This is a genomic window from Flavobacterium sinopsychrotolerans (assembly GCF_900110375.1).
GTDB lineage: Bacteria > Bacteroidota > Bacteroidia > Flavobacteriales > Flavobacteriaceae > Flavobacterium > Flavobacterium sinopsychrotolerans.
The window spans coordinates 166,301-187,169 of sequence record NZ_FODN01000008.1; the positions used below are offsets into that span (position 1 = coordinate 166,301).

Below are 20,869 nucleotides of genomic sequence, written 5' to 3' on the forward strand. Positions count from 1 at the left end.
TTATTTTTTAAAAAGGGAAGTGGTTGGAATTTGCTTTCGAGCATATTGAAAACGATCCACTAATTTGGGTAAACAATACCCATCAAGACCATTTAATGCCACAACATTGCCTCTGTCAATTTGTAACCAGCCATCTTTATGTTCTAATTCTTCCTCAAAAAATAAATTTTCGATTGACGCAATTACATGAATCGTATCATTTTCCTTGATGTAATATTCGTTTACGTATTTGCAATACAACTGCACCGGACTTCCTTTTACAAATGGAATTTCTATGTCATTTTTATACTCTTCTTCCAGATTGGTTTTGTTAAATTCGGAAATCCCCAGTTCATAATTTGCAGAGGTATGGTGCGCATCTTCAATCATATCAACAGTAATGTGATTTACTGTAAAATATCCAGTGTCTTTGATGTTTTTATACGTGTCTCTGGGAACAGTTGTTGGGCGCATTATGAATCCAATCATGGCAGGATTACTTCCCAGATGCGTTACGCTACTAAAAATGGCAACATTAGACTTTCCCTCGAGGGATTTTGTAGCAAGCAAATTAGCTGATTTATAACCAGTGCAGGAATTGATTAAATTTAATCTTTCAATTTTTTCCATTTGAGAAATATCGTCTCTTGATATTTGTTTCATATTTAGTCATATTTGAAACAAATATACTTTTGTTTAATTAAATATAAAATTAATTAAACAAAATATTTTAAATTCATCAATCATTTATTAGATTGGATTTCAAATAAACACATTGGAACAAATAGTTTTTAAATAACTTCCAAATCCTATATATTTGTTTTTCAATTTATCCAATGATGAAAATACTTAGAAAAGTCCTTCTCGTTTTACTTTCGTTAGTAATCGTTTTAGCGGTAGCAATGCTTGTTTATGGTTATTACTTAAAACCAAAATACGAAGGCAAGTTGCGCTTGAAAAACATTCAAAAAGAAACTACAGTTTATTTCGATGAATTTGGTGTTCCTCATATTTATGCGACTACTTCAAAAGATGCTATGGTAGCCTTGGGTTATGTTCATGCGCAAGATAGATTGTGGCAAATGGAATTGATGCGTCGTATTGCTCCAGGGCGATTATCAGAAATTTTTGGTTCAGTGGCATTGAAAAACGATAAGTTCTTTGCTGGATTGGGAATCGAAGAAGCTTCCGCCAAAGCAATCGCAGGTTTGGATAAAAACAGTCCAAGTTATCAATTGACTATGGCTTACTTAGATGGAATCAATCAATACATGGATGAAGGAACTACACCAATAGAGTTCAGTTTAGTTGGCGTCAAAAAAGAGAAGTTTACCATTAAAGACGTTTATAATATTTTTGGATACATGTCTTTTAGTTTTGCGATGGCTCAAAAATCAGATCCGTTGTTAACCGATATTCGAAACAAATATGGAATGGAATATTTGAAGGATTTTGGAATTGATGGTTCTTTCAATACTACAAAAATTAAAAATGCCAAAGATAGGCCGCAAGAATACGCTGCTATTTCAAAATCAGTAGCGTCGCTTTTGGATCAGTCTCCAATTTCGCCTTTTATAGGAAGTAACAGTTGGGTTATTGCTCCAAAGAAAACTAAAAACGGAAAAGTCATTTTTGCTAATGATCCTCATATTGGGTTTTCGCAACCGGGAACTTGGTACGAAGCGCATATTGTTACTCCAGATTTCGAATTGTACGGCTGTTATTTAGCGGGAACTCCGTATCCTTTATTGGGACACAACAGAGATTATGCGTATGGTTTGACCATGTTTGAAAACGATGATATTGATTTGTACCAAGAACAGAATAATCCGGCTAATACCAATGAATATAAGACTCCAACTGGTTTCAGTGCGTATGAAATTCAGGAGAAAACAATCAAAGTAAAAGACTCATCTAACGTGGTTTTGAAAGTGAAAACTACTCGACATGGACCTGTAATGAACGATTTGATAGATGGTTTACAGCAAGACAAACCTGTTGCGATGTCTTGGATTTATACGCAACAACCCATTCAAATTCTTGATGCGGTTTATGCACTTTCACACGCTAAAAGCAAGGCAGATTTTCAGAAAGGAGTTTCACTAATTGCAGCACCAGGATTGAATGTGATGTATGGCGATGCCAAGGGAAATGTAGCTTGGTGGGCAACTGGAAAATTATACAAGCATAAGGAAGGAGTGAATCCGAATTTTATTCTCGATGGTTCCAGTGGGAAGGATGATATTGAACAATATCTGGATTTCTCCAAAAATCCTTCGGCGGTGAATCCTAGATGGAATTATGTTTATTCTGCTAATAATCAACCAGAAGCAATTGACGGATTTTCGTATCCGGGATATTATCTTCCAGAAGATCGAGCCAAAAGAATTACGCAATTATTGAATCCAAAATCAGATTGGGATATGGTTTCGGTTGGGAAGATGATTTTTGATAATACTTCTTCTGTGGCTCCAAAAGTCGTGAAGGATTTAATCTCAAATGTAGATCAAGCTTCTCTTTCTGAAAACGAAAAACAAGCTCTTAGTGTTTTAAAAGTTTGGAAAGGTTCTAATAATTTGAGCGATGTGGCTCCTACAATTTATAATAAATGGATTTTTAACTATCTCAGAAATACTTTTGAAGATGAACTTGGTGCTGAAAATTTCAAAATGTTTTTAGGAACGCACATCATGAAGCAAATTATTGCAAGACAAATCACGAATGAAAAATCGCTTTGGTGGGATAACATCAATACCAAAAATGAGAAAGAAACGAGAAGTCAGATAGTCTCAAAATCATTCAAAGAATCTGTTGTAGCTTTAGAAAACCAACTTGGAAAAACCGTTTCGGATTGGACTTGGAATAAAGTACACACGGTAGAACACCAGCATCCATTGGGGAAAGTAGCGGCTTTAAGAAGTATCTTTAATGTAGGGCCTTTTGAAGTTTCTGGTTCTACGGAAGTAATTAATAATCTGTTTTTTGATTTTACTGATGATGGGAATTACATCGTAAAAGGAGGTCCATCAACTAGAAGAATTATTGATTTTTCGGATATAGAAAACAGCTGGAGTATATTGCCTACGGGACAATCAGGGAATCCATTGAGTGAACATTATAGCGATCAGGCAGAGTTATATAATGCCGGTAAATTCAGAAGAATGATGCTTAATAAAGAGGAGATTGTTAGAACTTCAACAAAATTGGTTTTTATTCCCCGTAAAAAATGATTCTTTTTAAAGAGCCTAAAATAATAAATCAGTAATTTTGCTTAACTTTTTATAAAAAAATAATGCAAACTCCCATAAAAATAGCGGTTGTAGGTTCAGGATTAGTTGGATCTTTATTGGCTATTTATCTTCGTAAAGCGGGTCATACGGTTCATGTTTACGATAGAAGTCCTGATATTCGAAAAATACAATTTTCTGGTCGTTCCATTAATTTAGCGATGTCTAATCGCGGATGGAAAGCTTTGGATGGAGTAGGAATAGGAAACGAGGTTCGTAAAATTGCCATTCCTATGGAAAAACGTGCGATCCATTTGGTTGATAAACTCAATTTTCAAAATTACGGTCAGGAAGGGGAATCGATTTATTCCATTTCGAGAGGACTTTTGAATAGGAAAATGATTGATTTGGCGGAAGCCGCAGGAGCAGAATTCTTTTTTGAACAAAAAATATGGGATGTTTCACTTGATCATGCAACCCTTCATATTGGTGAAACAGAACGTGGCGCTTGGGAAGATAAGAAATACGATATGGTTTTTGGTGCTGACGGTGCTTTTTCGAGAATCCGTCACCGTATGCAACGCCAAAGTATGTTTGATTATTCGCAAGAATTCTTGCCCATCGGTTATAAGGAGTTAAATATTCCTGCAAATCTTGATGGGACTCATAAATTAGATAAGAATTCATTTCATATTTGGCCTCGTGGCGAGTATATGTTGATTGCATTGCCTAATTTAGACGGAAGTTTTACCTGTACTTTGTTTATGCCGTTTGAAGGAGAAAATTCTTTTGCATCATTAAATGACATAAAATTAGTGGAGGCTTTTTTCGAAAAGAACTTACCGGATACTATTGATGTAATTCCAAAATTAGCAGAAGATTTTTTCAAGAATCCTACTAGTACGCTAGTAACGATGAAATGTTATCCATGGACTTATGAGGATAAAATTGCACTTATTGGTGATGCCAGTCATGCAATTGTTCCTTTTTATGGTCAAGGAATGAATGCTGGCTTTGAAGACATCTCTGTACTTTATGAAATGATGGAGAAATACGGTGACAACTGGAAATGGATTTTCTCGGAATATCAAAAATCACGCAAACCAAATGCGGATGCGATTGCGGAACTTTCGTATCGTAATTTTTTAGAAATGAGTTCCAAGACAGCTGATGAAAATTTTCTTTTACAAAAGAAAATTGAAAAGTCTTTCTCAGACAAACATCCTGAAAAATGGATTCCATTATACAGTCGCGTTACTTTTAGTGACCGTCCGTATGCAGAAGCTTTAGCGATAGGAGATTATCAAAATGCAATTATGGAAGAAGTCTTGAAAATGGAAAACATTACTGAAATATGGGATTCAGAAGCTGTTGAAAATAAAATTTTGGAACTGTTAAAATAAAAAAGGACTCTACATAGGAGTCCTTTTTAGTGTTATTTATTTTTTGATGCTGGTTTTAATAAGACTCGTAATGTACTATCGTTATTGAAATAGCTGAACATCCAATTAATAAAAATGGAGAGTTTGTTCTTTACGCTTAAAATTAACATCAAGTGAATGAACATCCATGTAAACCATGCCAATCTTCCTTGAAAACTAAATTTTGGCAAATCTACTACTGCTTTTCGCTTTCCTACAGTTGCCATTGAACCTTTGTCGTGGTATTCGTATTCAACTTTCGGTTTGTTTTTAAGGCTAATTTTGAAATTATTAGCCAATACTTTTGCTTGTTCAATAGCTACACTGGCAACCTGTGGATGTCCGTTAGGGTATTTTGGGGTAGCCATGAAAGCAATGTCGCCAAGTGCATAAACATTTTCTAGATTTACGATGTTATTAAACCGATTGACGAGGAATCGATTTCCTCTGGTGACGCTTTCTTTGGGGATTCCTTCAAGAGTATTTCCAATAATTCCTGCTGCCCAGATAACATTAGTTGACTCGATAATTTCACCACTTTGCAAGCTGACAGTTTTACCGTCGTAATGGTTTACAAGAGTGTTTGTTTTTACAATTACGCCTAATTCTTCTAAGTATTTACGAGACATTTTTTGCGAATCGACACTCATGGGGTTCAAAACGTTTGGAGATCCTTCTAGTAAGTAGATTGTCAATTTTGAAAAATCTTTATCCGGGTAATCTTTTGGAAGAATGTTTTTTTTCATTTCTGCCAAAGCACCCGCAAGTTCAACGCCGGTAGGTCCACCTCCCACAATTACAAAATTCATTATAGCCTGTAGTTCTTCCGGTGGGGCAATTAAAGCATCTTCGAAAGTTTGAAGAATTTGGTTGCGAAGTTGAATTGCCTCTGGAACGGATTTCATAGGGAATGCAAATTTTTCTATTTCGGCATTTCCAAAATAATTCGTTGTACATCCAAATGCGACTATAAGATGATCATAGTCAAAATCAGCAATAGAAGTTCGTAGTTTTTTATTTTGTGTGTCAACACTCAGGACATCTGCTATTCGAATTCGGACATTTTTTGAGTGTTGAAAGACTTTTCGTAAAGGGAATGAGATACTGGCAGGTTCTAGCCTTGCAGTTGCTACCTGATACATTAATGGTTGGAATTGATGGTAATTATTTTTGTCGATTAATAAAACATCAAAATCCGTATTTTCTAAATCTTGAGCCAAACGCAAACCGGCAAAACCAGCTCCAATAATTACAATTTTCTTTTGAATTCCCATATCTAATTTCTTTTGAAAGTATAAAGATACAAATTATGATGGGGTTAGTCCTCTCTATTAACGTTTCCTATAGAAAATGCGGGTTTGCAAATCGCAAGATATTCACAAGGTTCTTCAAAAGGATTGGAATATTGCACGCGAGTATTCTTTTCTATTTTTATCGATTGTCCAGCCACTAGAATGATAATTTCATCTTCAATTATAAATTGCTTTTTACCTTTAATAATATAGGTGTATTCTTCAAAATCAGGGGTTTGAAAAGGTTCGCTCCAGTTAGGCGGTGCAACCATGTGAGCTATGGAGATGTCATTATTATCTGTTGATGCTTTTCCGTGATGTTCTTCGATTAGTTTTCCATCGGTAGTGGGAACAATGAACGGAGCGTTTTGAACAAAATATTTTTTCATGATGGATTTGCTTTTTTTAGAATTATCCTCTAAAACTGGGTATCTTAATTTATTTTTTAAACATTTTTGTTAATACACCAAACGCGCCTCTAATAAATGTAGCATTTGTTAGCACTTTCAAAACGGATTTGCCTACAACGCTCGCTGTACTTGGTCCTTGGTTTTGCTGCTTTTGAGATTCCTGTTTTTGCTCTTGTTTGTTAATTTCCTCTTCGACAACGGCAATTTTTTTGTTTAACATCTCATAAGCACTTTCGCGATCAATCAGTTCGCTGTATTTTTTCACCAGTTTTGATTTGTTATTAATTTCCTGAATTTCACTCTCGGTTAGAATATCCATTCTGCTCATCGGGGCACGCATCATCGTTGCCGCAAGTGGTGTCGGAATTCCTTTTTCGTTTAATGCCGTAACAAGTGCTTCTCCAATTCCAAGGCTGGTTAAAACTTCATCAGTCTTGTAATAATCGGACGTTGGGTAATTATCTGCGGTTTGTTTAATGGCTTTTCGGTCATTGGCTGTAAAAGCTCTTAAAGCATGTTGGATTTTTAATCCCAATTGTGCCAAAACCCCGCTTGGAATATCCATTGGGTTTTGTGTGATGAAATAAATACCTACACCCTTCGAACGAATCAATTTTACAATCGTCTCTATTTGTTCTAACAAAGTTTTGCTGGCTTCATTGAAAATCAAATGGGCTTCGTCAATAAAAATAATTAATTCCGGTTGATCTGAATCTCCTTTTTCAGGCATTTGTTGGTATATTTCCGCCAACAAGCTCAACATAAAAGTCGAGAATAACTTTGGTTTATCTTGAATATCAGTCAATCGTAAAATATTGATATATCCTTTTCCATTCTCATCGATGCGCATTAAATCCTCTACATCAAAAGACATTTCTCCAAAAAATAGATCAGCTCCTTGTTGTTCCAATTCAATTATTTTTCTAAGAATTGTTCCAGTTGTCGAAGTGGAAATCTTGCCATAATGTTCTTCAATTTCATCTTTCCCTTCTTCGGTAATGTAATTGATTACTTTTTTGATGTCTTTTAAATCCAATAAAGGCATTTTATTATCATCACAATATTTGAAGATAACAGAAACTACACCAGCCTGAGTATCGTTTAAATTGAGGATTCTAGAAAATAATACCGGTCCAAACTCAGATATTGTTGCACGAAGCCGAACTCCATTTTGTTCGGATAAAGTCAATAGTTCCACTGGAAAACTTGCAGTGGTATAGGGTATATTAATTTTAGCGTGGCGTTCCGTTATAAATGGTTTTTCTTCACCTTCTTTCGCGATTCCGCTAAAATCACCTTTAATGTCCATCATTAAAACGGGAATTCCAAAATTTGATAATTGTTCTGAAAAAACTTGAATGGTTTTGGTTTTCCCAGTTCCGGTCGCTCCTGCAATTAATCCATGACGGTTTAAGGTTTTCAAAGGGACTTTTACATGTGCATCGGTCAAGGCTTCTCCATCTAAAATTGCTCCTCCCAGAGTAATACTTTCTCCTTTACAATTATAACCGGCTGTAATATGTTGTATGAAATCTTCTTTTCTGCTCATAATAGGTGTGAATTTAAATCAATTGCAAGATAATTTTTTTTTTCTAAAACCTATAGTTTTAGGGTATAATGCAATTTTCTTGCTTTTTTAGTGTTAATAGTGCAAAATAATCCTTTTGGTAGATTTGAGATTGTTTTTGAAATATTATATGGATAGTTCATAAAAAAATAAGCTTTTTTATATAAATTGGCTGATTTATTTGCGTTTTTTAATATAAATGTAAACTATCGAATTGTAAATGTATATTTGAAATAAATATAATCATAATAAAATTAAAAAAAGTTTTTTTATTTAAACTAAAAATATAAATTTGCTCCACTACAAGTTTATTATAACTAAGATAATTTATTTAAAACTATTAAAATTAAAAAAAAATGGCAAACGTTAAAAAAGAAAAAGGTGCAAACGGAGGAGGAATGATTTCAGGAATCATTATTGTAGCATGTATTTTTGTAGGATGGTTGATTTGGAATTTTATAATGGGTAATGGCGCAAATTTTGAAGGTGGTGTTAATACTGGTCATCCATTACCAGGAAATATGTTAGCAATGGTATACAAAGGGGGTCCTATTGTTCCAGTTTTGTTAGGTTTATTGTTAATGGTTGTTGTGTTTTCTTTTGAAAGATATTTTGTTATTTCAAAAGCATCTGGTACAGGGAATCTAGACCAATTCATGAAAAAAGTGCAAGCAAGTATCGTTACAGGTGATATTGAGGGAGCTATTGCTGCATGTGACAAACAAAAAGGTTCTGTTGCAAATCCAATAAAATCAGCTTTATTGAAGTATCAAGAAGTTAAAAGAGAAGGTTTAGATAGCGAAGCAGCTGCTGAAACTATCCATAAAGAAATAGAAGAAGTTACTTCATTGGAAATGCCAATGTTAGAAAAACACATGACTATTCTTTCTACATTAGTATCTTTAGGTACGTTAGCAGGTTTGTTAGGTACGGTTACGGGTATGATTAAAGCATTTAGTGCTTTGTCTGCTGCAGGTAGTCCTGATTCAGCTGCTCTTGCAAACGGTATCTCTGAAGCACTTATTAATACAGCTACGGGTATTGCAACTTCAGCTTTAGCGATTGTAGTTTACAACTTTTTCACATCTAAAATTGATGACTTGACTTATTCTATTGATGAAGCGGGTAATACAATTGTAAATACTTACAGACACTTCAGAAGTACAAGTAAATAATTAATAATTTAATTTATAAGGAAATAGAGATCTAGTAAATTAGGATTCTATTTTCTTATAAATATTTAAAAAATATATTAATGGCTATAAAAATGAAAAAAAAGGCAGGGTCTACAGATATGACTGCTATGTGTGATGTAGCTTTTCTTTTGCTTTCATTCTTTGTAATGACAGCAACAGCAAAGATACCAGAAGCATTGCCGGTAGATACGCCTTCTTCAACAGTTCAGACAAAGTTGCCTGAATCTGATTTAGCTACCATAACGATAGGGAAAGGAAAAGTGTTTTTCGATTTAAAAGGAAGAGACATTCGTAAAAAAACCTTGGAGTTAATGGGGCAAAAGTATGGGATTGCTTTTTCGGAATCAGAGGCTCAGGAATTTGCAATAATGGAAGGATTTGGTGTTCCAATAGAAAGTCTTAAGCAGATTCTTGACATGAGAGCGGCAGATAGAAGTAAAGCGAATCAGCCTGGAATTCCAAAAGATTCACTTGATAATCAGTTGAAAGAATGGATTTACAATGCTCGTATTGCGAATATTGAAGTTGCTGACAAAGAATTGCAGATAGCCATCAAAGGCGATGCAAAAGAAGAATATCAGGCTATTAGAAGAGTTATGGATATTTTGCAAGATCAAAAAATCAATAATTTTAATTTAGTTACTGGTTTAAGAACGGAAGACTTTTAATAAATAATATACACTACAATGGCTGAATTAAATACTGGCGACGGAGGCGGAAAAGGTGGAAAAGTAAGAAGTAAAAAAGCAAATTCTAAAGTAGATTTAACTGCTATGGTGGATTTGGCCTTCTTGTTAATTACATTCTTTATGCTTACCACTACGTTGTCTAAGCCTCAATCGATGGATTTGGGCTTGCCAGATAGGGACGAAGATCCTTCAAAAAACAAGGATATGAAAGTAGATGAAAATCGTACTTTGACGGTCTTAGTTGGCGAGAATAACAAGATGATTTATTACATGGGTTTATTGGCTACTCCTATTGCTGGTCCAAAAGATATATCTTATGGAAAAGATGGTATTCGTAAAGAATTGTTTTCTAGAAAAAAATCAGTACTTGAATATACTGGTAATAAAGATAAAGGAATCATTGTAATTATAAAGCCAAGTAAAAAGTCTAATTATCGTAATTTGGTAGATATACTTGATGAAATGGCTATAACTGGCGTATCAACGTATGCGATAGTGAATGAATACACGCCTGAGGAAACAAAATTGTTAGAAGGTAAATAGATTTATTCTTTACCCAGATAACCTAATAATTAAGAAAAATGAAATTAGATATATTTAAAAACCAATGGCTTGATATCGTTTTTGATGGACGAAACAAAAGTTATGGTGCATATCAACTAAGAAAATCAAATACTAAGACTTCTGTCAGAGCACTTATTGTTGGAAGTATTCTTTTTGGTTTAGCTGTTAGTGCGCCACTTATTTTAAGTTTGCTTCCTGATTCATCAGATGTGGAAGAAAACAGAGATATTAAGATAACTGCAATAAAGTTGCCGCCAAAGCAAGAGAAGCCTAAAGAAAATTTACCGCCACCACCTCCACCAGCACCAAAAGTGGATCAGGTTAAGTTTGTGAAACCAGTTGTGGCTAAAGCAGAGGAAATAACAGAAGAGCCGCCAAAAATTGTCGAAATGAAAGACAAGAAAATTGGAGCAGAAACTATTAAAGGAGATCCTGATGCGGTATTGTCTGTAGAACCAGTAGGTACTGGAACTGCAGCTGTAGTTGAAGAAGTGGATAACCAAATTTATAGCACTGCAGGTATTGAGGTGAAACCTGATTTTCCAGGAGGAATCAATAAATTTTATAAATTTGTTGGGGATAATTATCAAACTCCCGAAGAAGAAGGATTAAAAGGAAAAGTGTATGTTACTTTTGTAGTAGAAAAAGACGGATCTTTAACTGATATTAAAGTAATCAGAGATATTGGTTACGGTACTGGAAAAGAAGCTATTCGTGTTTTAAAGAAATGTCCTAAATGGACACCTGGAGAGCAAAATGGTAAAAAAGTAAGGGTACTTTATTCGTTACCAATTACTATACAATCAGCAGAGTAATGTTAAAGAGCATACTTATTAATTTACAGAAGAAATCGCTCAAAGAGCGATTTCTTCTCGTTTTGGGAATTTTGTTTTTTTTAGTTTATCTTGTTTTAGGTTTATTCATTATCTTTATGAAAGAATTTCCGATAGCTATGGATACCAATTACAGAATTGCATTTGGTATAATACTTATTGTGTATGCTTTTTTTAGATTCACACGACTTATTAACGATAACAATTAGATTATGAAAAATTTTGCAGTAATTCCGTGTTTTGTGTTTTTTTCTTTTTTTCTAGTAATTTCTTCTTGCAAGAAATCTGATGGTGAAAAGAAAGATAAGGAAACAATTCTTAAAGGTTCTGTAACTATTCTTGTTGATGAAACTATAAAGCCTATTATTGAAGATCAGATTGAAGTTTTTGAAAATTTTTATCCGGCTAAAATCATCATGGATGCAAAATCTGAAAAAGAAGTTGTACGCTCTTTGATAAATGATTCGTCAAGTATTGCAGTTTTGTCAAGAAAATTGACTGCAGAAGAGAATAAGATTTTTGATAATAAAAAAATTATTCCTAAAGTTACTTTTTTTGCTACAGATGGTATTGCATTGATCTCTAATAAAAATAACAAAGACACTTTAGTAGCTTTGAATGACATAATAGCTTTCATGAAAGGAAAACCGCAAAATGCTATAAAGGGATTGGTTTTTGATAATCCAAATTCAAGTACAGTTCGGTACATGAATGATTTGGCGGGGATAAATGAGAATCCGGAAAAAGGAATTTTTTCTTTTAAAACCAACGAAGAGGTTATTAAGTTTGTTTCTGAAAATGAAGGCATGATAGGTGTTGTTGGATTGAATTGGCTCTATCAACCTTCAGGAATTATGAAAGAAATTGTTAAGAAGATTAAAGTTCTTAGCGTAAAAAGTACTTCGGGGAATGAATTTTATCCTCCTTCACAAAATAATATAGCAGAAGGAAAATACCCTTTGGCACGTGATTTGTATATAATAAACTGTCAAGGATCTTCTGGATTAGGAATGGGGTTTGCTTCTTTTGTTGCAGGAGAACAAGGACAAAGAGTAGTACTTAAATCAGGTCTGCTTCCTTTTCGTACACCAAGCAGAAAGATTAAAGTAAGAAAGGAAATATACAATGATAAAAAATAAATTAATTATAATGAAAATGAATAAATTAACAATTTTTAGTGTTGCATTATTGGCTTCAGCATTTGCGAGTCAAGCACAAGATATAAATCAAGCAAAAAAAGCTATTGATGCAGAGCAATTTGAAAGTGCAAAATCGATTTTAAAATCTATTATTAAGACTAAACCTTCTAATGGGGCTGCTTATTATACTCTAGGGAACGTTTATCTCATACAGGCTGTTGAAGATTCTGCAAAAATTTATTTTCAAAATGGTCTAAATGCATCTGAAGAAGCTAAACTAAATTATATTGGTTTAGGCCAAATGGATTTAGATAAAAATGATGTTACCGGTGCTCAGGCTAAATTTGCATTGGCAACTAAAGACATGAGAAAAAAGGATTTTCAAGAGTATATTTACGTTGCTAGAGCATATATGAATGCCAGAAAACCAGATTATAAGAGTGCTATTGCAATTCTGAGTCGTGCTGCGATTAATAATTCTCAAGATGCTCAAGTACAACTTGCTTTAGGAGATGCCTATTATGGTGACGGAAAACAAAATGAAGCTTATGTTGCTTATAGAAATGCTTTCCAAGCAGATAATACCTTATTAAGAGCAAAAATGCAATTGGGAGTTTTATTGAAAGGAGCAAAATCTTATGATGAAGCTTTAAAAGCTTATAATGAAGTTATTGCTATAAATCCTAACTACGGTCCAGTTTATAGAGAATTGGCTGAAACGTATTATAAAATAGCACGTAATAAACCATCTCAAGCTGCTACGAATTATAAGACGGCAATGGGATACTATGACAAATACATGTCTTTAACGGATTACTCAATTCATTCTAGAATGCGTCGTGCTGATTTTCTTATCTTAGTTGAGGATTATGTTGCTCTTGAAGCTGAAGCTAATAAAATGATTGAATTGGATAAAGTTAATCCAAGGATTTATCGTTATTTAGGATATGCTGCTTACAAAAATGGAAATGTCGATGTGGCAATTACATCTTTAGAAAGTTTTATCAATGCTCCAGGAAATAAAGCGATAGCACTAGACTATTTGTATTTAGGATTAACTAAAATTAAAAAAGGAACAAGTGCTGATGGTTTATCAATTGATCCGAGTGCTTTTAGTGCTGGTTTGGTAGATATCAAAAAAGCTATTGAGATGGAACCTTTAGCGGTGCAGGATTTAAGTGAAGTTGGTAAACAATTATTTACACAAAAATTATATAATGAAGCTGCCGCTATATTTGAATTTGGTGCTAACACTAAAGAATCTACAAGTTTCCTAGATGATAATGTGTATTATGGTTTAGCAAATTATTATGCTAACATCAATAAAGGAAAAGATGTGAAAGTTGATGTCGTTGCCCTTCAAAAAGCAGACGCAGCTTTTGAGAAAGTATTAGTAGCTTCTCCAACTTATCTAGAAGCGTATCTATATAGAGCAAGAACAAACAGATTGCTTGAAAAAGATGATGTTATGGTTAAGAATTATGAAGATTATGTGGCGAAAGTTACTGAGCTAGGAGCAGATGAACTGGCTAAGCCAGCTGTAAAAGCTAAGGTTATTGAGTCTTATAATAATATGGCTGCAAGTTTTGCAAACACTGACAAAGCTAAAGCTATTGAGTATTTCAAAAAAACACTAGCAATAGATCCAGCCAATAATTATGCTACAGAATCTATAAAAATTTTGAAATAATAAAGGTTTAATTTCCAAATTAGAAAACCGATAGTCTTATGGCTATCGGTTTTTTTATGGTTCTTAGGTTGAGATTTATTTTTTCTCAGTAGTTGAGTAAATTCGACTAAGACACTTCTTACCTCTTTCAAAGTTTGTCATATTAGTCGTTGTTTTCAAATTAACTCCTTTCAAATTAACTATCTTTGCATTTTAAAATTAAAGAATGTTATCAAAAGAAATACAGTTAGAAGTTAATAAAGGAGCCATGCTTCCGTTGATGGAAGAGTTTTACACTATTCAAGGAGAAGGATTTCATACAGGGACAGCCGCATACTTTATTAGAATTGGTGGATGTGATGTGGGTTGTCATTGGTGCGATGTAAAAGAAAGTTGGAATGCTGAATTACATCCTCCTACTGGAATTGATCTAATAGTTGAAAATGCTAGTAAATATTCAGAAACTGTTGTAATAACTGGTGGAGAGCCTTTGATGTGGGATATGAATTTGCTTACGCAAAAGCTAAAAGAGAATAATAGAAGGGTTCATATTGAAACTTCTGGAGCTTATCCACTTACAGGAACTTGGGATTGGATTTGTTTGTCTCCAAAGAAAAATAAGCTGCCAACTCAGACGGTTTATGATAACGCACATGAGTTGAAAGTAATCATTTATAACAAACATGACTTTGTTTTTGCGGAAGAACAAGCAGAAAAGGTAAATAGCAATGCTATTTTATTCCTGCAGCCGGAATGGAGTAAAAAAGAAGAAATGACTCCGTTAATTGTTGATTACGTAATGAATAATCCTAAATGGCGTGTCTCTCTTCAAACCCATAAATATTTAAATATTCCATAGTAGTAGATAACAAATAATACTAGTCAATTTTGTAAAATTGTCTTTATAAGCGTGGTCATTTGATTGTAATATTTTATTAATGAATTTGTTATTACTCTTATAGTATAGTAATTTCTAACGATTGATTATCAAAATTTTTTCAAATAAATTATAGAGTAATTTTATGAATGTTTTTTTTTTTACATTCAATGAATCTGATTATGTAAAGCTTTTTTACATGTTATAAATTCTGGTGAGTTTTTATAATTTTAAAATGTTTATTTAGTATTTTTGAAATACTGAAAATAAATCAATTATCTATATTTTTTACTTTATAAAACGAAAAATAAGTAGAATTTAATTTATTTAATTGTAATATAGTTAAAAACTTGTTTTATTCTTTTTTTTAATTATTGAAAAACGATTTTAGTAAGCTTTTTTTGTTACATTTAAAAAAAAATATTTGTGATGTATTTAAAATCAATTTCGATAATCTGTTTTTTTGTTTTTCAATTTTCTACAGCTCAAAATGGAGATGTTTATAATAATAATCTCTATGATTACCAGACAGTGGAATATCAACCTCAGTATGCCGGAGGATTTAAAGAATTCCTTAAGTATATTTCAAGAAATTACAGAGCTCCCGAAGTTGAAGGATTGTCTGGAGTTTTAAAAATTGATTTTGTAATTGAAACTAATGGAACAATAAGTTCTGTAAAAATAATCAATGAGGTAGGAGAAGGAGCAGGGGATGAGGCTGTTAGAGTTTTGTTGAAATGTCCTAATTGGTCTCCTGGTCAACAGAATGGTAAAAAAGTAAGGGTTATTTACCATAACTTTCCAATAACCATAAGGAATTAGATTATTGAATTTTAAAATCGTAAATTTTTTTAAATTCAATAATTTGTGATAAATGATGGTTCCCATGCCAAGCATATGTTCCAATTATTTCCTTCAATTGAAAAGTGGCGTTATGCTCCGGATGAATAAAGGACTTTTCCAAATCATCTTCAGATAGACTTTTCATCAAATAAACTAACCGAAAATGCAGGCCTTCCAGAAAAGAGAGAGTAGGCTGAATAGGCATTGTCAAATTATCATGTAATTCAGCCCAACGATCTTCATGATAAAATTTTATTACTGGTTTGTCTTCAGTCAGTGCCCATTTGATCCTGATGAAACAATTCATATGACTTTCAGCGCAATGATGAATGACTTGACGAATTGTCCAACCGTTTTCTCGGTACGGTGTGTCAAGCTGTTCCTCGGTTAAAGAAACTACTTCTTTTGTTAATCGTTCTGGAAAACTTGCTATCTCGGCTATTTTAATAGTAAGATAGTTGCTAGAATAGATTTCTGGGGCTATAAATTTTCCAATAGGATAACGTAATTTTTCCAATACTGAGTTTTTCATACTATTCATAGACTTTATCTATTTTCTAAATTGAAAGTTTTGCCAAATAATCAAAATGTTCACCTTCAAGAATCAACTCACATTGAAATCCATTATCCAAAGCTGCATTTTGCAAGGTGTTGTAATCAATGAACATCCAGTCGAATGGTTTTTCTTTCTCGCCTTTGTAGGATATATTAAAAACGATTTCGCCATAATATTCATTTTGGGAAGGAATCCACTTTCCGCCGTCTTCATCATCATCAAACATATAAATAATATCAGAACTATCCAAGAGAATTTGTCCGCCAGGATTCAATAATGATTTTAGTTTTAAAAGGAAATTTGGAATGTTTTTCAATTTACCACACATCCCTGCGCCATTCATTAAGAGGAGTATTGTGTCATATTTTTCGTTTTCTAAGGTCATGACATCCTGAACTTTTGCTTTTTTAAGTCCGCGAAGTGTACAAGCTTCAATGGCATTTGGAGAAATATCTATAGAGGTGACATCTAAATTGCGTTCGTTTTGTAAAGACAAGCTATGGCTTCCTGCACCACATCCGACATCTAAAATTTTTCCTTTGGCAAGTTGTAACGCTTTTTGTTCCATTAATGGCATTTCATCATACGAGCGAAACAAGTAAGCAACACTCATTTCATCTTCTTCTGAAATTGTGGTTTCTGTAATTAAATCTTCAGGTGAATTATTGGTTTGAAAATCAAGAATGGCTTTGCCGAAAAGGTCTTTCATTAGAGTTGATGTGTTAATTTGGTAATTAGTTGATTTGTTTTAAGTAATTTCGCAGAATGTTTTGTCGAATAACCGAAAAAACAAATCTATAGAATGAACGCTATTTTAAACAATCTTCCTAAAGAAGCCAAAGATAAGCATATCGAGAACAAAAAGTATTTCGATAAGCTGAAAAAGAAGACGCCAAAGAATTTGGATTACGTGATGCAGGATTTGCATGACTCCGAATTCAAGAAAACGGATTGTCTGAAATGTGCCAATTGTTGTAAAACTACTGGGCCATTATTTACGGATGCGGATATTGAGCGTGTTTCAAAATATTTGCGTCAAAAACCACAACAGTTTATCGAGCAATATCTTCGCATTGACGAAGACAGGGATTATGTGTTGCAAAGTGTGCCGTGTACTTTTCTGGATAATGAAAATGCTTGCATGATTTATGATGTTCGCCCAAAAGCATGTAGGGAATTTCCGCATACGGATAGAAAAAAGTTTCAACAAATCACAGAGTTAACCTTGAAAAACGTAGCTATTTGTCCAGCTGCTTTTAACATTGTAGAGGAAATGAAAAAGAAGTTGCCTCTTTAAAATTTTCTGTCTAGTCTTCCTCTATTTTGGAGAGTCCCGAGGCTTCGGGAGGGGTGAGGACTAATAAATTAAATAATTAGATCTCATTTCCTTAAACTCAATTAAACCTTTCTTCCAACTTTCTCTTATTTCATGTTCCGAAGTTCCTGTTTCTATTTGCTGTTGCAATTTTTTAGTTCCTGCAAGTTTGGTAAAAAAGGGATTAAAGAATTTTGATTTGTCAGTTGTGGTTTGATACGCTTTAATCAACCATTTTAACTCCAGTCGATCTACTTTTGTAAGTGTAGATAAATCTTCTGCGTAACATTCGATACTATTGTGAACGGGATTTTGTGCGCCAAAATTTGGTTTTGGAATAAAACTAAAATTGCTTTTTGGTAAATAAGGAGAGCCATAAATTTGAAACTGTTTTTCAGTTCCTCGTCCTACGCTTACATTTGTACCTTCAAAAAGACATAAACTTGCATATAAATTCACGGCTTGATCATTTGGAAGATTGGGTGAAGGTTTTACAGGCAAACTATAATCTATTTTTCGATTGTAATTAAGACATGGAATAACGGTCAATTTGTATTGAATTTTATTCTTCAGCCATTTCTCACCATTAATCATTTGTGCATATTCCCCAATAGTCATTCCATGAAGCAAAGGAATGGTATGCATTCCCACAAAACTGGTAAATGCTGGCTCAAGAATTGGACCGTCAACAATACTTCCGTTAGGATTTGGTCGGTCAAGAATTAAAAGCGGAATGTTATTTTCGGCACAGGCTTCCATTATATAATGTAAAGAAGAGATATAAGTATAAAATCGAGCGCCTACGTCTTGCAAATCAAAAACCATGATGTCGATTCCTGCAAGTTGCTCTGGTTTCGGTTTTTTATTGTCACCATAAAGCGAAATGATTGAAAGTCCAGTTTTAGAATCTTTTCCGTCAACGATATGTTCACCTGCATCTGCAGTTCCCCGAAAACCGTGTTCTGGTGCGAATATTTTCTGGATGGCTATATTTTTTTCTAAAAGAAAATCTACCACGTGTATTTTATTAGAGAGAATACCGGTTTGATTGGTTACAATCCCAATTTTCTTGTCCTTTAATAATGGTATATAGGTGTTGTAATTATCGGCTCCAGTTATAATTTCTATTTTTGGATTGTCTTTAGTTTTATCCAAAACTGAGCTTATATTTTCCTTGACATCTATTTTCCTGGCGGAACAGGATGTTGAAATGATAATAAAATATATAAAGTAAACTGATATTTTGTGAAATGGAGTCATGTCGAGGTTTAAATAAAATTAAGGTCAATTAGTGTAATTCGTGTTTTAGCTGTATTTTTGGCTTTAGCAACGCAAACTGGCGAAGCAAATCCAAATTAGAAAAGTAATCAAATTGAATTTAGAATATTTCATAGCCAAACGACTCATTACTGCTAAAGATTATAAAAGTAGCATTTCTGCTCCAATTATAAAAATTGCTATTTCGGCAATCGCCATTGGTATGATTATGATGATTGTTTCAGTAGCAACTGGAATTGGACTGCAACAAAAAATACGAGAAAAAGTTTCCGCTTTCAACGGACATATTATTATTTCGAATTACGACAACAATCAATCCGAAGTCACCTTAGTCTCAATTTCTAAAAAACAGGACTTTTATCCAAAGTTTACGTCTGTTCCTGGAGTGGAGCATATTCAAGCTATCGCCAGTAAAGCTGGAATCATCAGAACCGAAACCGCTTTCGAGGGAATTATTTTCAAAGGAGTTGGGAATGATTATAAATGGGATAATATAAAGGAGTATCTCGTTTCAGGTAAATTACCGGATTATTCAAAAAATGTCAATCAAGAAGTATTAATATCGCAATTCCTTGCAAACAGATTGAATTTGAAAGTAGGTGACCTTTTTAATACATTCTTCATCAAAGAAGACCAAAACCGGTTGCCCAATATTCGAAGATTTAAAATTACAGGAATTTTCAATTCTGGTTTCCAGGAATTCGACGCTACTTATATAATAGGAGATATTCGTCACATGCAGCGAATCAATAAATGGGCTCCAGATCAAATTGGTGCTTTCGAAGTTTTTGTAGATGATTTTAACGCTATAGAATCTACCGGAGAACAAGTTTATGCGCAAACGTCGTCTACATTAGACACTAAAACTATAATTGAGAAATACAGCTATATATTTGAGTGGCTTCAACTTTTCGATTTCAACATCATTGTCATATTAGTAGTCATGATACTTGTTGCCACAATCAATATGGTCGTAGCATTATTGGTGTTGATTCTTGAGCGAACACAAATGATAGGAATTCTAAAAGCGTTAGGAGCCAATAATTGGTCAGTCCGAAAAATATTTCTGTACAATGCTTTCTATCTTATAGTAAGAGGGCTCTTCTGGGGGAATCTAATAGGCATCTCATTACTGCTAATCCAACAACAATTCGGTATAATTCAACTTCCACCTGAGAACTATTACGTCAATCAAGCGCCGGTATATTTAAATTGGGGATACATACTGTTGTTGAATCTGCTCACCGTGACCGTTTGTTTCTTGGTATTACTAATTCCTTCCTATATTATAACCAAAATTTCACCGGTCAAAGCCATCCGTTTCGATTAGTTTATCTTTCGGGCGTTCCTTATCAATACAAAAAGGCGATTATTAAAAAAAGGTAATCGCCTTTTTGTATTGATAAGTCGGGCTATTCGCTACAAGTCCTCGTCCGGTTGAGTTTGAGACTCAATGGGACTGCGGGCTTTACGCTGCTATCCCTAACGCGGGTTTCGAATAATTAGGATATTCAGTTCAGTCAAGAGGAGAAGAACTCATATCAATACAATAAATCCGGTTACCTTATATATAGTAGAGAATGGAAAAGCGATGTTTATACTTATATAAGGTACAGCATAAAACCATTTTATTGATCCAAACGAGTTTTTGTTCAAATACTGTCAAGGCAGGCTGTTTTGAAGGATCAGAGCTTAGTGAAGAGCTGCTAAAACATGAACAAAGATTGAATTTCTAAAGCTTTAGTCAATAAAGGAGGGAAGTTGACAGCCGTACAATCGCACTGAAATCGGCGATTTTGGATTGAAATGATGTTTATCGGCAATTGGGCTGCTGTTTTGTGTAAAAAACTTTTACTTTCAAAATTCACGGTTTCAGCGAGTTAAAGTAAAAGTTAAGAAAAGGGTAAAAAAAAGGTTTAAAAAAGCTTGAATAACGCAATAAAGGTGCTAGTTTTGCACCCGCAATGACGCAGACGTTCTTTTAAATACTGGCAAGTAAAGTTAATCAAAGTAG

The 20,869-nt window shown here is 33.8% G+C and carries 19 protein-coding genes; 12 read left to right on the forward strand and 7 right to left on the reverse strand.

All coding sequences use genetic code 11. The features are described 5' to 3' along the window. Positions 1-642: a flavin reductase family protein gene (locus tag BMX64_RS13820; protein WP_091173336.1), complete on the reverse strand. Its 642-nt coding sequence runs from the start codon at positions 640-642 to the stop codon at positions 1-3. Positions 643-818: 176 nt separating this feature from the next. On the opposite strand from BMX64_RS13820, the gene BMX64_RS13825 reads away from it, so the two are divergent. Together BMX64_RS13825 and BMX64_RS13830 are read left to right on the forward strand one after the other, a co-directional pair. Continuing rightward, positions 819-3,209, forward strand: coding sequence for a penicillin acylase family protein (locus BMX64_RS13825; RefSeq protein WP_091173339.1), 2,391 nt, complete (start codon positions 819-821; stop codon positions 3,207-3,209). 62 nt (positions 3,210-3,271) lie between these two features. Continuing rightward, on the forward strand, positions 3,272-4,609 hold the full coding sequence (locus BMX64_RS13830) for an FAD-dependent oxidoreductase (RefSeq protein ID WP_091173342.1): 1,338 nt from the start codon (positions 3,272-3,274) through the stop codon (positions 4,607-4,609). A gap of 32 nt (positions 4,610-4,641) precedes the next feature. Here the strand turns inward: BMX64_RS13830 and BMX64_RS13835 are convergent, their stop codons facing one another. The 3 genes from BMX64_RS13835 to BMX64_RS13845 are packed head-to-tail and all read right to left on the reverse strand — an operon-like array spanning position 4,642 to position 7,878. Continuing rightward, entirely contained in the window at positions 4,642-5,901 is a 1,260-nt protein-coding gene (locus tag BMX64_RS13835) for an NAD(P)/FAD-dependent oxidoreductase (protein ID WP_091173346.1), read from the reverse strand. 44 nt (positions 5,902-5,945) lie between these two features. Then, positions 5,946-6,308 carry a cupin domain-containing protein gene (locus BMX64_RS13840; protein WP_091173350.1) on the reverse strand — a complete coding sequence of 121 codons (363 nt, stop codon included), beginning with the start codon at positions 6,306-6,308 and terminating at the stop codon, positions 5,946-5,948. A gap of 49 nt (positions 6,309-6,357) precedes the next feature. Next, positions 6,358-7,878, reverse strand: a complete 1,521-nt coding sequence (locus BMX64_RS13845; protein ID WP_091173353.1) for a helicase HerA-like domain-containing protein — start codon at positions 7,876-7,878, stop codon at positions 6,358-6,360. Positions 7,879-8,252: 374 nt separating this feature from the next. On the opposite strand from BMX64_RS13845, the gene BMX64_RS13850 reads away from it, so the two are divergent. From BMX64_RS13850 to BMX64_RS13890, 8 genes are all read left to right on the forward strand, one after another. Next, positions 8,253-9,071, forward strand: a complete 819-nt coding sequence (locus tag BMX64_RS13850; protein WP_091173356.1) for a MotA/TolQ/ExbB proton channel family protein — start codon at positions 8,253-8,255, stop codon at positions 9,069-9,071. Positions 9,072-9,163: 92 nt separating this feature from the next. Continuing rightward, a complete protein-coding gene (locus tag BMX64_RS13855) occupies positions 9,164-9,760 on the forward strand; it encodes an ExbD/TolR family protein (protein WP_244273306.1) in 597 nt (198 codons plus the stop codon). 18 nt (positions 9,761-9,778) lie between these two features. Further along, complete coding sequence (locus tag BMX64_RS13860; RefSeq protein ID WP_091173363.1) at positions 9,779-10,324, forward strand: ExbD/TolR family protein; 546 nt, start codon at positions 9,779-9,781, stop codon at positions 10,322-10,324. A gap of 38 nt (positions 10,325-10,362) precedes the next feature. Continuing rightward, on the forward strand, positions 10,363-11,160 hold the full coding sequence (locus tag BMX64_RS13865) for an energy transducer TonB (RefSeq protein ID WP_091173366.1): 798 nt from the start codon (positions 10,363-10,365) through the stop codon (positions 11,158-11,160). 230 nt (positions 11,161-11,390) lie between these two features. Beyond that, positions 11,391-12,317, forward strand: a complete 927-nt coding sequence (locus BMX64_RS13875) for a PstS family phosphate ABC transporter substrate-binding protein (protein ID WP_091173372.1) — start codon at positions 11,391-11,393, stop codon at positions 12,315-12,317. Then, positions 12,304-14,007, forward strand: a complete 1,704-nt coding sequence (locus BMX64_RS13880; protein ID WP_317614722.1) for a tetratricopeptide repeat protein — start codon at positions 12,304-12,306, stop codon at positions 14,005-14,007. The genes BMX64_RS13875 and BMX64_RS13880 overlap by 14 nt, the downstream gene beginning before the upstream one ends. Before the next feature lie 205 nt (positions 14,008-14,212). Beyond that, positions 14,213-14,845, forward strand: coding sequence for a 7-carboxy-7-deazaguanine synthase QueE (locus BMX64_RS13885; protein ID WP_091173374.1), 633 nt, complete (start codon positions 14,213-14,215; stop codon positions 14,843-14,845). Positions 14,846-15,292: 447 nt separating this feature from the next. Further along, a complete protein-coding gene (locus BMX64_RS13890; protein ID WP_091173378.1) occupies positions 15,293-15,685 on the forward strand; it encodes an energy transducer TonB in 393 nt (130 codons plus the stop codon). Position 15,686: 1 nt separating this feature from the next. Here the strand turns inward: BMX64_RS13890 and BMX64_RS13895 are convergent, their stop codons facing one another. Both BMX64_RS13895 and BMX64_RS13900 read right to left on the reverse strand, forming a co-directional pair. After that, a complete protein-coding gene (locus BMX64_RS13895; RefSeq protein WP_208858977.1) occupies positions 15,687-16,238 on the reverse strand; it encodes a YfiT family bacillithiol transferase in 552 nt (183 codons plus the stop codon). Positions 16,239-16,263: 25 nt separating this feature from the next. Continuing rightward, positions 16,264-16,971 carry a class I SAM-dependent methyltransferase gene (locus BMX64_RS13900; protein WP_091173381.1) on the reverse strand — a complete coding sequence of 236 codons (708 nt, stop codon included), beginning with the start codon at positions 16,969-16,971 and terminating at the stop codon, positions 16,264-16,266. A gap of 93 nt (positions 16,972-17,064) precedes the next feature. On the opposite strand from BMX64_RS13900, the gene BMX64_RS13905 reads away from it, so the two are divergent. Beyond that, positions 17,065-17,559 (forward strand): YkgJ family cysteine cluster protein, encoded by a 495-nt coding sequence (locus BMX64_RS13905; RefSeq protein ID WP_091173385.1) that lies wholly within the window; start codon positions 17,065-17,067, stop codon positions 17,557-17,559. 60 nt (positions 17,560-17,619) lie between these two features. On the opposite strand, the gene BMX64_RS13910 is transcribed toward BMX64_RS13905, so the two are convergent. Then, positions 17,620-18,837 (reverse strand): exo-beta-N-acetylmuramidase NamZ family protein, encoded by a 1,218-nt coding sequence (locus tag BMX64_RS13910; protein ID WP_091173389.1) that lies wholly within the window; start codon positions 18,835-18,837, stop codon positions 17,620-17,622. 112 nt (positions 18,838-18,949) lie between these two features. Here BMX64_RS13910 and BMX64_RS13915 point away from each other — a divergent pair, with 112 nt between their 5' ends. Next, complete coding sequence (locus BMX64_RS13915; RefSeq protein WP_091173393.1) at positions 18,950-20,185, forward strand: ABC transporter permease; 1,236 nt, start codon at positions 18,950-18,952, stop codon at positions 20,183-20,185. Positions 20,186-20,869: the final 684 nt, after the last annotated feature.